At 62.5% G+C, this 13,098-nt stretch carries 14 protein-coding genes; 4 read left to right on the top strand and 10 right to left on the bottom strand.

The annotated features are described in order from the left end of the window. Positions 1-359: 359 nt before the first annotated feature. Complete coding sequence (gene cobS / locus NH195_RS20455) at positions 360-1,328, bottom strand: cobaltochelatase subunit CobS (RefSeq protein WP_066705490.1); 969 nt, start codon at positions 1,326-1,328, stop codon at positions 360-362. A 227-nt stretch (positions 1,329-1,555) separates the two neighbouring features. Here cobS and NH195_RS20450 point away from each other — a divergent pair, with 227 nt between their 5' ends. Continuing rightward, on the top strand, positions 1,556-2,533 hold the full coding sequence (locus NH195_RS20450) for a DUF808 domain-containing protein (RefSeq protein WP_066705489.1): 978 nt from the start codon (positions 1,556-1,558) through the stop codon (positions 2,531-2,533). Here NH195_RS20450 and NH195_RS20445 read toward each other — a convergent pair. Both NH195_RS20445 and NH195_RS20440 read right to left on the bottom strand, forming a co-directional pair. Beyond that, positions 2,478-3,026 carry a hypothetical protein gene (locus NH195_RS20445; protein ID WP_066705488.1) on the bottom strand — a complete coding sequence of 183 codons (549 nt, stop codon included), beginning with the start codon at positions 3,024-3,026 and terminating at the stop codon, positions 2,478-2,480. The two genes, NH195_RS20450 and NH195_RS20445, sit on opposite strands and share 56 nt — an antisense overlap. A 128-nt stretch (positions 3,027-3,154) precedes the next feature. Next, complete coding sequence (locus NH195_RS20440; RefSeq protein WP_066705485.1) at positions 3,155-3,790, bottom strand: J domain-containing protein; 636 nt, start codon at positions 3,788-3,790, stop codon at positions 3,155-3,157. Positions 3,791-3,859: 69 nt separating this feature from the next. Between NH195_RS20440 and NH195_RS20435 the strand changes: the two genes are divergently transcribed. Then, complete coding sequence (locus NH195_RS20435) at positions 3,860-4,117, top strand: BolA family protein (protein ID WP_066705479.1); 258 nt, start codon at positions 3,860-3,862, stop codon at positions 4,115-4,117. Here NH195_RS20435 and NH195_RS20430 read toward each other — a convergent pair whose 3' ends face one another. From NH195_RS20430 to gatB, 4 genes are all read right to left on the bottom strand, one after another. Then, positions 4,118-4,573, bottom strand: coding sequence for a DUF4177 domain-containing protein (locus tag NH195_RS20430; RefSeq protein WP_066705477.1), 456 nt, complete (start codon positions 4,571-4,573; stop codon positions 4,118-4,120). A 233-nt stretch (positions 4,574-4,806) separates the two neighbouring features. Continuing rightward, entirely contained in the window at positions 4,807-5,073 is a 267-nt protein-coding gene (locus tag NH195_RS20425) for a hypothetical protein (protein ID WP_066705475.1), read from the bottom strand. Between the two features lie 69 nt (positions 5,074-5,142). Continuing rightward, complete coding sequence (locus NH195_RS20420) at positions 5,143-5,628, bottom strand: thioesterase family protein (RefSeq protein WP_066705471.1); 486 nt, start codon at positions 5,626-5,628, stop codon at positions 5,143-5,145. A 72-nt stretch (positions 5,629-5,700) separates the two neighbouring features. Next, a complete protein-coding gene (gene gatB / locus NH195_RS20415) occupies positions 5,701-7,218 on the bottom strand; it encodes an Asp-tRNA(Asn)/Glu-tRNA(Gln) amidotransferase subunit GatB (protein ID WP_066705469.1) in 1,518 nt (505 codons plus the stop codon). 132 nt (positions 7,219-7,350) lie between these two features. Here gatB and NH195_RS20410 point away from each other — a divergent pair, with 132 nt between their 5' ends. Then, the gene (locus tag NH195_RS20410) at positions 7,351-8,091 is read left to right on the top strand and encodes a transglycosylase SLT domain-containing protein (RefSeq protein WP_238379729.1); all 741 of its coding nucleotides are present in this window, start codon (positions 7,351-7,353) and stop codon (positions 8,089-8,091) included. Here the strand turns inward: NH195_RS20410 and NH195_RS20405 are convergent. After that, positions 8,075-9,178, bottom strand: a complete 1,104-nt coding sequence (locus tag NH195_RS20405; protein ID WP_066705467.1) for a Hint domain-containing protein — start codon at positions 9,176-9,178, stop codon at positions 8,075-8,077. The genes NH195_RS20410 and NH195_RS20405 overlap by 17 nt on opposite strands. Positions 9,179-9,199: 21 nt before the next feature. Beyond that, positions 9,200-10,327, bottom strand: a complete 1,128-nt coding sequence (locus NH195_RS20400; protein ID WP_066705465.1) for a Hint domain-containing protein — start codon at positions 10,325-10,327, stop codon at positions 9,200-9,202. A 297-nt stretch (positions 10,328-10,624) separates the two neighbouring features. On the opposite strand from NH195_RS20400, the gene NH195_RS20395 reads away from it, so the two are divergent. Then, the gene (locus NH195_RS20395) at positions 10,625-11,755 is read left to right on the top strand and encodes an aminotransferase class V-fold PLP-dependent enzyme (RefSeq protein ID WP_066705463.1); all 1,131 of its coding nucleotides are present in this window, start codon (positions 10,625-10,627) and stop codon (positions 11,753-11,755) included. A gap of 100 nt (positions 11,756-11,855) precedes the next feature. Here NH195_RS20395 and NH195_RS20390 read toward each other — a convergent pair whose 3' ends face one another. Next, complete coding sequence (locus NH195_RS20390; RefSeq protein WP_066705462.1) at positions 11,856-13,070, bottom strand: FAD-dependent monooxygenase; 1,215 nt, start codon at positions 13,068-13,070, stop codon at positions 11,856-11,858. Positions 13,071-13,098 lie beyond the last annotated feature (28 nt).

The following is a 13,098-nucleotide window of genomic DNA, read 5'->3' as shown; positions in this document are numbered from 1 at the left end:
CGGGCGGGCTGACCGTTTCCAACAGCGAAATCATCGCGCCGCGTTGGCGTTCGGTCAGATCGGAGGCGGGATCGGAGAGCAGCCATTGGTGCTCCATCGTGGCCGAAAGACGCCCTACGCAATAGGCGAACTCACGCGCGATAGGATCCATCTCCCGAGCCGGGATGGCCGGGGCGGGCAGGGCCGCAAGCAGGGTTGTGACTGTCGCGGCGAGTATGATCGCAAGTCCACGCATGGCAGAGAGCGTGGCACAAATTGGTTGCCAGCCGTTTAACCACGGCGTGCGTTGCGTTACGCCTTTGGTCACAAAGAAAAAGCGGACCCGAAGGCCCGCTTTGACGCATGGAATGGCGGAGAGATTACCCGGCCAGAGAGACCGCCGACTCGGGCAGTTCTTCATCGAAACAGCGTTGATAGAACTCGGCCACGGTCTGACGTTCCAACTCATCGCATTTGTTGAGGAAGGTCAGGCGGAAAGCATAGCCGATGTTGCGGAAGATCTCCGCGTTCTGCGCCCATGTGATCACCGTCCGCGGGCTCATCACGGTCGAAAGATCGCCGTTCATGAAGGCAGTACGAGTGAGATCGGCCACGGCAACCATCTGGTTGATCTGCTTGCGGCCTTTTTCATTGTTGTAATGCGGCGCTTTCGACAGGACGATGGCGGCTTCGGCGTCGTGGCTCAGGTAGTTGAGCGTGGCGACGAGCGACCAGCGGTCCATCTGCGCTTGGTTGATCTGTTGCGTGCCGTGATAAAGACCCGTCGTGTCGCCGAGGCCGACGGTGTTGGCCGTGGCGAAGAGGCGGAAATACGGGTTCGGCGTGATCACCTCGTTCTGGTCCAGAAGGGTGAGTTTGCCGTCGGTTTCCAGCACGCGCTGGATCACGAACATCACGTCGGCGCGGCCCGCATCGTATTCGTCGAACACGATGGCGCAGGGGTTGCGCAGGGCCCAGGGCAGGATGCCTTCCTGAAACACGGTGATCTGCTTGCCGTCCACGAGCTTGATCGCGTCTTTCCCGATCAGGTCGATCCGGGAAATGTGGCTGTCGAGGTTGACGCGCACGGAGGGCCAGTTCAGCCGGGAGGCGACCTGTTCGATATGGGTGGATTTGCCGGTGCCGTGATAGCCCTGGATCATCACGCGGCGGTTGTGGGAAAAGCCGGCAAGGATCGCCAGCGTGGTGTCCGGATCGAATTTGTAGGTCGGGTCAAGCGCGGGCACGCGGTCGGTCGGCTCGGCGAAGCCTTTCACGGTCATGTCGGTGTCGATGCCGAAAACATCGCGAACGGAAATGGTTTCGGTCGGTTTTGCGGTCGCGTCCATGATCTTGCCCGTTTTCTTGAAAATTTGGAACTCACCTGACTTCTTGCCCTGTCGGGGCGGCGGGTGCAAGGGGCGAGGCGTCGCAGAAATGCTCAAAGGGGGATGCCAGAAAACGGCGGCCTGTGACGAAGATGCATGCGGACGCGGCAAAATTCCCCGCTTCGGGGGCTTTGCCTCGTTGCCCGCGCCGCCTACATTGCGGCAAAGCTTTGACAAAGGGGATTGGCATGAGCGGCCTTCTGGCTCTTCTGGACGATGTCGCAGGGATTGCGAAAGTGGCGGCGGCGCAGGTCGATGACGTGGCCGGGCAGGCGGCCAAGGCCTCGGCCAAGGCAGCCGGCGCGGTGATCGACGACGCGGCGGTGACGCCGAAATACGTCCATGGCTTTGCTCCTGCGCGTGAATTGCCCATCGTGGGCAAGATCGCGCTCGGTTCGGTCCGCAACAAGCTGGTGATCCTGTTGCCGCTGGCGCTTCTGCTGTCGAGCTTTGCGCCCTGGCTGATCACGCCGCTCTTGATGCTTGGCGGCTCCTACCTGTGTTTCGAGGGCGCGGAAAAGGTCTATCACCTGTTCAAGCCGCACACGCCGCATGCCGACGGGCAGGTGATGAATGGCGATCCGAGCCATCTCGAGGAGCAAAAGGTGGCGGGTGCGGTGAAAACCGATTTCATCCTCTCCGCCGAAATCATGACCATCATCCTCGCCGCTCTCGAACCGGGCCAGTCGATCTGGGTCGAGGCAGGTGCGCTGGCGCTGGCCGGGCTCATCATCACGGCGGTGGTGTATGGCGGTGTGGCGCTGATCGTGAAGGCGGACGATTTCGGTCTCTGGCTCAGCCGGGTCGGACGGCTCTCCGTGACGCGTGCGCTGGGGCGCGGCATCGTCAAATTCATGCCGCTGTTCATGAAGCTCCTGATGATCGTCGGCACGGCGGCGATGATCTGGGTCGGAGGCTCCATCGTGATCCATGGGTTGCACGAGCTGGGGATGCATCAGCCCTATGAGGCGATCCATCATGTGTCCGTTCTTGCGGCGGAGGCGGCCGCTGCGGCGCAAGGTTTTGTCCAATGGGGCGTCACCGCGTTTTTCGATGGCATTTTCGGCCTCGTTTATGGCCTGATCCTCACTCCGGTCGTGGCGAAAGGGATCAACCCGCTGATCCGTGCCGTGCGCGGGCAAAAGGCAGGGGACGCCGGGCATTGAGGCGCGGGGGGCTTGGCGGCCCCCGATGTCCGGGGCGCAGGCTCAGCCGGGCGAGGGCCGCGGTGAGCACGCTGCCCATCCCCCAGGCGAGTGCGGCCATCGGGTGAGAGATCAGCTCGATTGGCACGAGAAAGGCCGCTGCGGCGAAGGTCACTGGCAGCGACAGGAAGCTGAGCAAGGGATCGCCGAAGACCAGAATCCTGACCGTCTGAGTAAAGGCCAGCGCCGTTCCCGAGGCCAGAAGCGAGGTGACGGAGGCCGCCCAGAACACATTGATCGGTCCCGAGGCCCAGAACGGGCGCAGGCGCGGGCCGATGAGTGTCGCGGCAACGATTGCGACAGTCATCAACAAAACCGTGGTGTCGCGCCCAAACTCCCGCATGAAATGGTCATAGGCCGAGAGGCGCAGGCTCACCACACTGGTCCAGACGAAGGACAGATGAAAGCCTGTGTCCCAGACGATATGTGATATGTGATGTGATGCGCGTTTCATCGGCCTCCGCCTCTCCCAAAAAGACTGATCTCCGGGATAGACGGTGAAAGTTACCGGGATGTTGAAAACTGCCAGACACATGAAAAACCGCCCCGGAGGGCGGCTTTCGGCGGCTGCCATGTCGGGTTTTACTTGAACCAGCGGCTGTCCTTGAGCTGATCCCAGGCCCAGACCACCTGTTGCAACTGCTCTTCCTGCGAGCGGTCGCCGCCGTTCACGTCCGGATGCAACACCTTGATGAGGGCGCGGTACTGTTTCTTGATCTCCGCCTTGGTCCAGTGGTCCTTGGCCTCGAGAATGTCGATGGCCTGACGCTCGACGGGCGGCAGCTTGCGGGTCGGCGCGCTCGGGTCGGATTTGCCCGGGTTGCGTGTCGCATTCTCTCCCAGGACCTCATGGGCATCGTCGATGCCGAGGCGCTCCCAGGCGCGTTGCTCCACCGATTTGCGCCCGAAGGGCTGGGTCGGGCGATCGCCCGTCTGCGACGACTTGTAGGCCGCATCCATCTCGGCCTCGGTCGCATTGGTGAAGAAATTCCACTGCAAATTATATTCGCGCACGTGTTCCTTGCAGAACCATTTGTACTCGTCCAGATGATCCGGAGAGCGCGGCGCGCGATACTGCCCCGGCTCGTTGCAGCCCTCCCACTCGCAGGTCCGCTTGGAGGTCTCGAACGCGCCAGACATGCCGCGTCGCCCTCCGCGCTTGTTCTTTTTCGCGGAAGATACCGACATATCAAAACCGAAAGGATCTTTTTTATCCATCTGCCTCAACCTTTTCGACTCGGACGCGAGACTTTAGATGAGAAAGGCCAAATGCGAAAGGGGCAGAGCATGAAGATTGCCGATCAAATGCGTGACCGACTTGAAAAGGCTTTTCAACCCAGTGTGTTGGAGGTCGTTGACGACAGCGCGCGCCATGCCGGACATGCCGGTGTCGAGGGCGCCTCGGGCGAGACGCATTTCAACGTGAAAATCCGCGCGGCGGGTTTTACCGGCCAGTCGCGGGTCATGCGGCACCGCATGGTGCACAAGGCGCTGGGCGATCTCGTGCCGCGCATTCATGCGCTGGCGCTCGATCTGGATGTGTGATCAGGATTCGCGATCTTCCGCGATTTCCTCTGCCACTTCGGGGGACAGTTTGCGCGCCTGGGCGCCCGCACCTTTCTCCACCTTGGCGGGGAAGGGGACGGCGGGGGGCGGGGCGTTGCGGTCCGCGACCGGGGAGCGGCGCGCGGGCCTGGTCTCGTCGGTCGTGTCGCTGGTCTCCTCCGTGTCGGGATAGGCGCTGAACACCCGGCTGACGTCTGTGGCGTCGCGTTCGCGGCGGAACACCAGAACCGTGTGGTAGCTCACGGTCTTCGAAGTGATCCCGGCGCGTTCCTCCATCGGCACCAGATCGGCGCGCAGATACTCCCAGCCCTCGGCGCCCTTTTCGTTGAGGAGGCTCTGCATGGCCTGCGCGATGCGTGCTTCCGGGGTTTTCACGCCTTTGGCTTTCTCGCCTTTGCGCGGCGCGGGTACGGTCAGGTATTCGAAACGGGGCATCGCGGGGGTCTCCTTGCCTTTGGCGCAAGGTTTAGCGGCCCCTGCGCCCGGGTCAAGCCGGGCCGGGCCACAGATGGATCACGCGCGCGTCAGATCGGCAGAGCCGTGCCGAAAGCCTGCCGCCCGATCGCTGAGACAGGAGATGTGGCGGGAGACCGTGTCACAGGTGCAACATATGAGCGCCGCACGCGCCGCGCCAAAATCCTCGTGGCTCAGTTTTGGGGTGCGCTGCCTTATTCTGCGACGAACGTGCCGTATTCTGGCTTGTCGGCGGCGAAGACACCGAAATCGCTTTCCCGGCGAAAGATCAGCACGGCCTGTTTGCCCTCCACGCCGTTGAGCGCGAATGCGTCGGAGCGCAGATAGATCCAGCCCTCGGCGGCCATGGCGTTGAGGCGCGTGGTCACCGCCTCCGCAAGCCGGGCCTCCGGCGTCTGCGCGGCGGAGGTGGCTTCGCCGTCATGCGGCGCGGGGATGGCTTTGTATTCGAAATGCGACATGGCGGTCTCCTTCCCCGGAGCACAATAAGCCCATGGGCTTAACAAGGGATTGACGCCTCAGGTTGTGTTCTAGGCGGCTGTGTTGGTCAGCGAAATCGACCGTCCTGCCTGCGCCGGTCGGGGAAGGGCAGAGTGGGCTTGTTTCAGCGCCGAGAGCTTTTGCACGATTCCCGGCGGGAAGGGCACGACACGCGGGCCGGACATGTCGATATGCAAGAGCAGCTCTTCGGCGGTGGCGGCGATCCAGCCGTCCTCGTGATGGATCTCGTGAAATAGCACCATGCGTTTCGCATCGAAATCCAACAACTGCGTCTGTACCCGCACCCGGTCACCCAGTTTCAGCTCGCGCTTGTAACAGATGTGCACCTCGGCGGTGTAGCTCGTGTGGTGTTGCGTCTTGGCGTAGGTCTCGCCCAGCCCGATCAGTGGGTACATCTGATCGCCGCCCAAATCCATGATCACGGCGTAATAGGCCATGTTGATGTGGCCGTTGTAATCCACCCACTCAGGGCGGACGTCGATCAGCGTGGAGATATGCGGGGCGGGGAGTGTCATGCTGTGCTCCTGATATGAAAAAGCCGCCCTACTCTCACACGTGAAGGACGGCTTTTGATGTTTGGCTTTGTTTCAAAGGCCGAGTTTGGATTTGACCAGCTCGTCCACCGCTTTCGGGTTGGCCTTGCCGCCAGTGGCTTTCATCACCTGACCGACGAACCAGCCCGCGAGTTTCGGGTTGGCTTGGGCCTTTTCGACCTGCGCCGGGTTGGCGGCGATGATTTCGTCTACGGCGACCTCAATGGCACCGGTGTCCGTCACCTGTTTCATGCCGCGCGCTTCGACGATCTCAGCGGGGTTGCCGCCCTCGGTGTAGACGATCTCAAACAGGTCTTTCGCGATCTTGCCGGAGATCGTGTCCGCCTTGATCAGCTTGACGATCTCGCCGAGTTGCTCCGGGCTGACCGGGCTTTCCGCAATATCCGTGTCGTCCTTTTTCAGACGACCGAACAGCTCGTTGATCACCCAGTTGGCGGAGAGCTTGCCATCCTCGCCGACCGCCACGACTTTCTCGAAGAAATCCGCGTTCACCGTGTCGGCGGTCAAGACGCCCGCGTCATATTCCGACAGGCCGAAGTCCTTGACGAAACGTGCTTTCTTCTCGTCCGGCAGCTCTGGCAGGGTTTTGGCGATGTCGTCCACCCACGCCTGTTCGATCTCCAGCGGGAGCAAGTCGGGGCAGGGGAAATAGCGGTAGTCATGCGCCTCTTCTTTCGAGCGCATCGAACGGGTTTCGTTCTTGGCCGCGTCATAGAGACGGGTTTCCTGATCGACCGTGCCGCCGTCTTCGAGAATGGCGATCTGGCGACGGGCCTCATAGTCGATGGCGGCCTGAATGAAGCGCGTGGAGTTCATGTTCTTGATCTCGCAACGGGTGCCGAGATGCGAGAAATCCTGCGTCTCCTGGTATTTCTCATACTGACCCGGACGACAGACCGACACGTTCACGTCGGCGCGCAGGTTGCCGTTCTGCATGTTGCCATCGCAGGTGCCCAAGTAGCGCAGGATCTGGCGCAGTTTCAGCACGTAAGCGGCGGCCTCTTCCGGCCCGCGAATATCGGGGCGCGAGACGATCTCCATCAGCGCCACACCGGTGCGGTTCAGGTCGACGAAAGACATCGTCGGGTCCATGTCGTGGATCGACTTGCCGGCGTCCTGTTCGAGGTGAATGCGCTCGATCCGCACCTTGCGGGCGACACCCGGCTCCATATCTACGATCACTTCACCTTCGCCCACGATCGGGTGGTAAAGCTGGGAAATCTGATAGCCCTGCGGCAGGTCGGGGTAGAAGTAGTTCTTGCGGTCAAAGGCGGAGAACAGGTTGATGTCGGCCTTGAGGCCCAGCCCGGTGCGCACCGCCTGTTCGACGCAATATTCGTTGATCACCGGCAACATGCCCGGCATCGCCGCATCCACGAAGGACACATGCGAGTTGGGTTCTGCGCCGAAACCGGTGGACGCGCCGGAAAACAGTTTCGCCTCGGAGGCGACCTGCGCATGGATTTCCATCCCGATCACGAGTTCCCAGTCTTCTTTCGCACCGGAGATGACCTTCGGTTTCGGTGCGGAATATTCGAGATGATCCAGCATGCGCATGTCCTTTAAAGCGAGGGCTTTCAGGCGTTCTAGGCGCTCTCTTGCCGGGGGGCAAGGGGGCGGGTTTGCAAACGGGGCGCTTTGGGGCATATTGCCCGGCAGAGTAAAGTGCGTTTGAGGTTCCGCATGCGGATGCGAAAATGGGCGGCGGCGATGGCGCTGTGTTTCATCGGAGTGGGGTCTCAGCTCTCGGCCGGAGAACTGAGAGAGAACCTGCCAGATCAAATTGCCTTTGCGCTCGCGCCGATGGAAGCAAGCCCCGTTCCCGCCCCGCGCCCCTATGTGGTGCGCATGCCGAAACTGCGCTGGAAGAACCAGAGCCAGGGTCCGGCCTGGACCCGGGCCGCGATGAAGGCGGTGCTGTCGCACGGGCAGGGGCTTGTAGATACGGTTCCGGCGGATATTGCGGCCTGGTGCCCGGGTTATGCCACGCAGGACGACAGCGGTCGGGCGGCGTTCTGGGCCGGACTTCTGTCGACGCTGTCCTATCACGAAAGCACCTGGCGCGAGACGGCGGTGGGCGGCGGCGGGCAGTGGTTCGGTCTGGTGCAGATCTCGCCTGCGACCGCACGACATTATAATTGCAACGCAGGCACTGGTGAGGCGCTCAAGGACGGGGCCAGCAACCTGTCCTGTGCGATCCGCATCATGAGCCGCACGGTGGCACGCGACGGCGTGGTGAGCCGGGGCATGCGCGGCGTGGCGGCCGACTGGGGGCCGTTCCATTCCGAGACCAAGCGCAGCGACATGCAGCGCTGGGTGCGTGCCCAGCCGTTCTGCCGCCCGGTGATGCAAAGCTCGCCCCTGCCATTGCCGCGCCCGTTGACCATCGCAGCCGAAGAGACCGCCGTCAGCCGGCCTTTCTGAGCGCTTCCGCCTCCCAAGCTTTCAGCTCGTAGCGCGACAGATGCGCGTCGTTCTGGCGGAGAGTGAGTTCCGGGAAGAGCGCCACGATTTCCGCTCTTGCCTCCGCTCCGACCGTGTTGAGCGCCTGTTCGCCGGGGTAGAGGCTTTCGGTCGGGCAGGCCTCGGCAAAGACGATCTGGTGGGTGTCGAACAGCATGTGGAAATACTCCACGGTACCGCCCTCGACGATGCGGATCGTGCCATCGTTCACCAGATGTTTCGCCGCCACCAACACGTCGCGCTCGCCGAACAGCACCTCGGCCTGCGGTCCCCGGATGAGCATGCGGTGGTTCTGGCTCACCTTCAGGTCGCGCAGGTTGCCGAGTGCGCCCATGCGGATCAGCACCGGGGCGAGATTGCCTGCCGCAGGCACGCGGCGCGCGCCGATCCAGCGGATGGGCTGGGCGCCGTGATCGAGCGTGTTCACCAGATCGCCCGCCCGCAGCGTCTCGATGAAGCGCGGTCCCTCGGGCGTCTCGATCAGGGTGCCACGGGTGAGGCAGACCGCACCGTTGATGATCTCTTCGGCGATGAGGTTGTTGTCGACGTTGAAATTGCCGTCGCCCTCGTTGTCGATCACCCCGTCGCTGTCGTAATCCATGTCGGTCTCATGGTCGATCTGGATGACGGGGCGCAGCTCGGTCAGGTCCTGCCCGGGCGCGACGAGCACATTGTTGAGGCCGGGTCCCCCGTCCGAGGACACCATCACATTGGCGTTGAAACGCAGATAGGTGTCGCCCAGCCCCGAAAGATCGCTCTGGATATTGGCGGTCTGGCCGGGGTTCATCGGATGATAGGTGTATTTCGCGACCCCGTTGACGTAATCGGCAGCGCTGTCATAGACCACGATCCCGGTGATCTGGCTCGCTCCGGTGACCTCGCCATTCTCGACATTCTGGACGGTGATCACGACCACATCGTCCCCCTCGAAGGGCGAGGTGCCGCCGTGGATCATGATATGCCCGCCATGGCCGCCACCGGAATTGGTGCCGACGGAGACATTGTCCAGAAGCGATGATCCCATCACGAGGATGTCTTCGGTGGCCATTCATTCACCTTCTCATGGCGTTCAGGACGCCTGTTGCAGGGCCTGGGCTTCCCAGGCCTTCAATTCGTACCGGGACAGGGCGCAGCGGCGGGTTTCCAGCTCGGGGAAGAGCGTCAGGATCTCGGCTCTGGCCGCCGCGTCCACCGCCTTGAGCGCCTCTTGGCCGGGGTGCAGGCTTTCGGTCGGGCAGGTCTCGGCAAAGATGATCTCGTGACGGTCGAGAAGCAGGTGAAAATACTCCACCTGGCCGCCCGGCACGGCGCGGATCGTGTCGTCATTCACCAGATGTTTCGCCGCCACCAACACGTCACGTTCGCCGAACAGCATCTCGGCCATCGGGCCACGGATCAGCATGCGGTGGTTCGGGCTCACGGTCAGATCGCGCAGGTTGCCAAGCGTGCCTGCCGTGATCCGGATCGGCGCAAGCGCGCCCTTGGCGGCCACCCGCCGCGATCCGGTCCAGCGGATTTCCTGCGGCCCGTGATCGAGCGTGTGCACCCGGTCGCCGACCTGTAGCGTCTCGATGAAACGCGGTCCCTCGGGCGTGTCGATCAATGTGCCCCGTGCAAGGCAGACAGCGGCGGCGATCGCGTCTTCCGCGAAAATGTTGTTGTCGGTGGTGAATACCCCGTCGCCGCTCTCGTTCCCGGCAATCGTGCCGTCGGCGTTATAATCGACATCCTGCTCATGCGAGAGCCAGATCGGGAATTCCTCCGACAGATCGACCCCGGGTGCGAGAAACAGCCCGTCGAGATCTGGTGCATTCGGATCGGTCGAGGTGAAGTTGTTGGCCTCAATATAGAGGTAGGTGTCGCCCATGTCATGCACGGCCGTGCTGATCTGGCCACTGGTGTTCTGGCCCCACCACCAACCGCCGTGCGTCAGCGTGTAATCGTATTTCGCCTCGCCGTTGAGATAATCCGCCGCACTGTCATAGACCGTGATGCCGGTGATCTGCGTTTGATTGTCGAACGTGCCGTCGGCATTGACGTTGGCCACGGTGAAGACCACCACATCGTCATCCTCGAACACGCTTTCGCCACCGGTCAGATAGGCGCCGTCATTCTCATCGCCGCGGGGGTCCTGAGAATAGCCGATCGGATTGTTCACGATGGAGGAGCCCATCACGATGAGTTCTTCTGTCGGCATTGCTGCTCTGCCCGTATGTTGCGGGGTGTGTGCCCCGGTCTGCCTCGATGCGCCTTGGCGATCTCCCGTCCTGTCGGATGTCCCGTCGAACTTCGGCCGCGTTTTCGGTCGCTTGCGTTTTGCCTCGCGCGGTGCTCTTGTTTGGCCCGATCCCTAGACATGACGCTTTGGTGTCATAATCCTGGCGCAGGGCGTTTCTGTCCAGTGTTTTCTGGGATTTAGGCCGCGGTGTTGCATCGGATGTGTCGTTACGGCACCGATTGGCCTGAAGAGGTTAGCTGAGAAGAGGAGGTTCTCATGCCCGCATTGCGCACCGACATCGACCCCGACGGGTTGCTCGAATTTTCCGTGGTCTTCACCGACCGCTCGCTCAATCACATGTCGAAAGCCTTTCAAAAGGTGATGACCGACATCCACGCCACGCTCTGCGAGGTTTATCATGCCGACACGGCTGTGGTCGTCCCCGGCGGCGGCACTTATGCGATGGAGGCGGTCGCCCGCCAGATTGCGGGCGGCGAGGACGTGATGGTGATCCGCAACGGTTTCTTTTCCTTCCGCTGGTCGCAAATCTTCGACGTGGGGCAAATCCCCGCCTCGCAGACCGTGCTGAAAGCGCGCCGGGTCGGCAATGAACCGACCTCCGGTTTCCTGCCCGCGCCTCTGGAGGAGGCCATTGCGAAAATCCGCGATTTGAAGCCCGCTGCCATCTTCGCGCCGCATGTCGAAACCGCCTCCGGCATGATCCTGCCGGACGCCTATATCCGCGCGCTTTCGGAGGCCGTCCATGACCACGGCGGGCTGATGGTGCTCGATTGTATCGCCTCCGGCTGTGCTTGGGTCGATATGAAGGAGACCGGTGTCGACGTGCTGATCTCCGCCCCGCAAAAGGGCTGGTCGGCGCAGCCGTCTGCGGGGCTCGTCATGCTGAACGACCGCGCCACCGAAGTGGTGAAATCCCGGCAAAGCTCGTCTTTTGCCATCGACCTTGGAAAATGGCTGACCATCATGGAGGCCTATACCGGCGGTGGTCATGCCTATCACGCCACCATGCCGACCGATGCGCTGCGGGCCTTCCGGGACGCGATGCTGGAGACCAAGGATTACGGCTTTGCCAAACTCTCCGAGGCACAATGGGAACTGGGACGCCGGGTGCGTCACCTGTTGGCCGGGCGTGGGTTCAAATCCGTCGCCGCCGAAGGCGTCGAGGCGCCCGGCGTGGTGGTCTGCTACACCGACGATCCCATGATCAGGACCGGCGCGGCCTTTGCTGCCCATGGGGTGCAAATCGCCGCCGGAGTGCCGCTGCAATGCGATGAGGGCGAGGGGTTCTCGACCTTCCGTCTCGGCCTGTTCGGTCTCGACAAGCTCTACGATGTGGACGCAACCGTCGCGCGCCTGGAGGCTGTTCTGGACGACGTTCTCGGCTGAGTTTCCTCCGATGTTTCCTTTGCTGCCCCAAATACTCAAAACGGCGCACGGATGATCGCCCGCGCGCCGTGAGTATTTAGAGGCACAAAGGAAACGGCGATCAGATCGGTCCCAGCCCGGCCTGCATGACCTTCATCCGCACGGGTTTGACGTCATGCACCGCTTTGAGACCCCAGAGTCGCACCATTTGCAGGATGTCGCTTTCGGAGCGGGTTACCCGGTTGAACAGATCGACGACACGGGCGCGTTTGGAGATGTCGTTCAAACGGTTGCGCGCGTAGGTGTCGAGCATGGCGTCTGTGCCGGGGTCTGAGCGATGCGCTTCGGCGAGGGCCAGCAGTTCGGCCAGATCGTTGAGCGAGGTATTCAGCCCCTGCGCGCCGATGGGGGGCAGGGCGTGGGCGGCTTCGGCGATGATCGCAACGCGCTCGGAGGCGAGGCGTTCGGCTACGCGGGTGATGATCGGGAAAATCGCCCGTCCGGACGCCAGTTTCATTTCGCCAAAGAGACCCGCAGAGCGTTCGGTCATCACCGCGTTGAACGCGTCGGGCGGCAGATTGAGAAGCTCGGTCGCATAGGCGCCCTTGTTCATCCAGACGATGGCGGAGGCCGGTTTGTCGTCGATGTCCGGCAGCGGCACCATCGTGAAGGGGCCGCCTTCGCGGTAGATCTCGGTGGAGACATTGTTGTGCGGCAGGTCGTGGGTGGCGGTGAAGGCCAGAGATTTTTGGCCGTAGCGCGTGGTTTTGACGCCGATTCCGGCGGCCTCGCGTACCGGGCTGTCGCGCCCGTCGGCAGCCACCACGAGTTTCGCGCGCACCATCGTGCCGTCGGTCAGGGTCACCATCGCCTCGGAAGAACGTGTCAGCAGGCTCTTGAAGCCGACGCCATAGCGCAGCTCGACATTGGGAATGTCCGGCACGGCACGGGCCAGTTCGCGACGGATCACCCAGTTGAGGAAGTTCCAGCCGAAGGGCTCGTCGCCCGTCTCCCGGCCTTCGAATTGCCGTTCGGTGCGGATTGTCGCGGGGCGACCCACGGTGTCGACGATGCGCAGGGCTTCGAGCGGGGTGGCATGTGGCGCGAGCGCCTCCCAAATGCCGATTTTCTCGAAGAGGTCGCGGGCCGGGCGTAAAAAGGCGGTGGAGCGCAGGTCCGAACTCGCTTCGTCGCCGGTGACAACCGGCGGGGTCGGATCGACCATCAGGGTGCGAAAGCCCGAGGCGCCAAAGGCCGCAGCCGCGATCAGACCGGCGATGCCGCCGCCTGAAACGAGGATGTCAACGGTCTGCGGGGATGTGCTTGGATCGGACATGAGACCTCCTTTGCGCTGCGGTCGCTTT

The organism is Celeribacter ethanolicus (assembly GCF_001550095.1).
Classification (GTDB): domain Bacteria; phylum Pseudomonadota; class Alphaproteobacteria; order Rhodobacterales; family Rhodobacteraceae; genus Celeribacter; species Celeribacter ethanolicus.
The sequence above is the reverse complement of the archived record's forward strand: the minus strand, read 5'-3'. Positions and strand labels throughout refer to the sequence as shown.

Bases quoted from the DNA above. Each gene is read 5' to 3' on its own strand.
- NH195_RS20450 (WP_066705489.1), top strand. From the start codon at position 1,556: ATGAGCGGCCTTCTGGCTCTTCTGGACGATGTCGCAGGGATTGCGAAA.
- NH195_RS20390 (WP_066705462.1), bottom strand. From the start codon at position 13,070: ATGTCCGATCCAAGCACATCCCCGCAGACCGTTGACATCCTCGTTTCA.
- gatB (WP_066705469.1), bottom strand. From the start codon at position 7,218: ATGCTGGATCATCTCGAATATTCCGCACCGAAACCGAAGGTCATCTCC.
- NH195_RS20420 (WP_066705471.1), bottom strand. From the start codon at position 5,628: ATGACACTCCCCGCCCCGCATATCTCCACGCTGATCGACGTCCGCCCT.
- NH195_RS20425 (WP_066705475.1), bottom strand. From the start codon at position 5,073: ATGTCGCATTTCGAATACAAAGCCATCCCCGCGCCGCATGACGGCGAA.
- NH195_RS20435 (WP_066705479.1), top strand. From the start codon at position 3,860: ATGAAGATTGCCGATCAAATGCGTGACCGACTTGAAAAGGCTTTTCAA.
- NH195_RS20405 (WP_066705467.1), bottom strand. From the start codon at position 9,178: ATGGCCACCGAAGACATCCTCGTGATGGGATCATCGCTTCTGGACAAT.
- cobS (WP_066705490.1), bottom strand. From the start codon at position 1,328: ATGGACGCGACCGCAAAACCGACCGAAACCATTTCCGTTCGCGATGTT.
- NH195_RS20395 (WP_066705463.1), top strand. From the start codon at position 10,625: ATGCCCGCATTGCGCACCGACATCGACCCCGACGGGTTGCTCGAATTT.
- NH195_RS20410 (WP_238379729.1), top strand. From the start codon at position 7,351: ATGCGGATGCGAAAATGGGCGGCGGCGATGGCGCTGTGTTTCATCGGA.
- NH195_RS20440 (WP_066705485.1), bottom strand. From the start codon at position 3,790: ATGGATAAAAAAGATCCTTTCGGTTTTGATATGTCGGTATCTTCCGCG.
- NH195_RS20430 (WP_066705477.1), bottom strand. From the start codon at position 4,573: ATGCCCCGTTTCGAATACCTGACCGTACCCGCGCCGCGCAAAGGCGAG.
- NH195_RS20445 (WP_066705488.1), bottom strand. From the start codon at position 3,026: ATGAAACGCGCATCACATCACATATCACATATCGTCTGGGACACAGGC.
- NH195_RS20400 (WP_066705465.1), bottom strand. From the start codon at position 10,327: ATGCCGACAGAAGAACTCATCGTGATGGGCTCCTCCATCGTGAACAAT.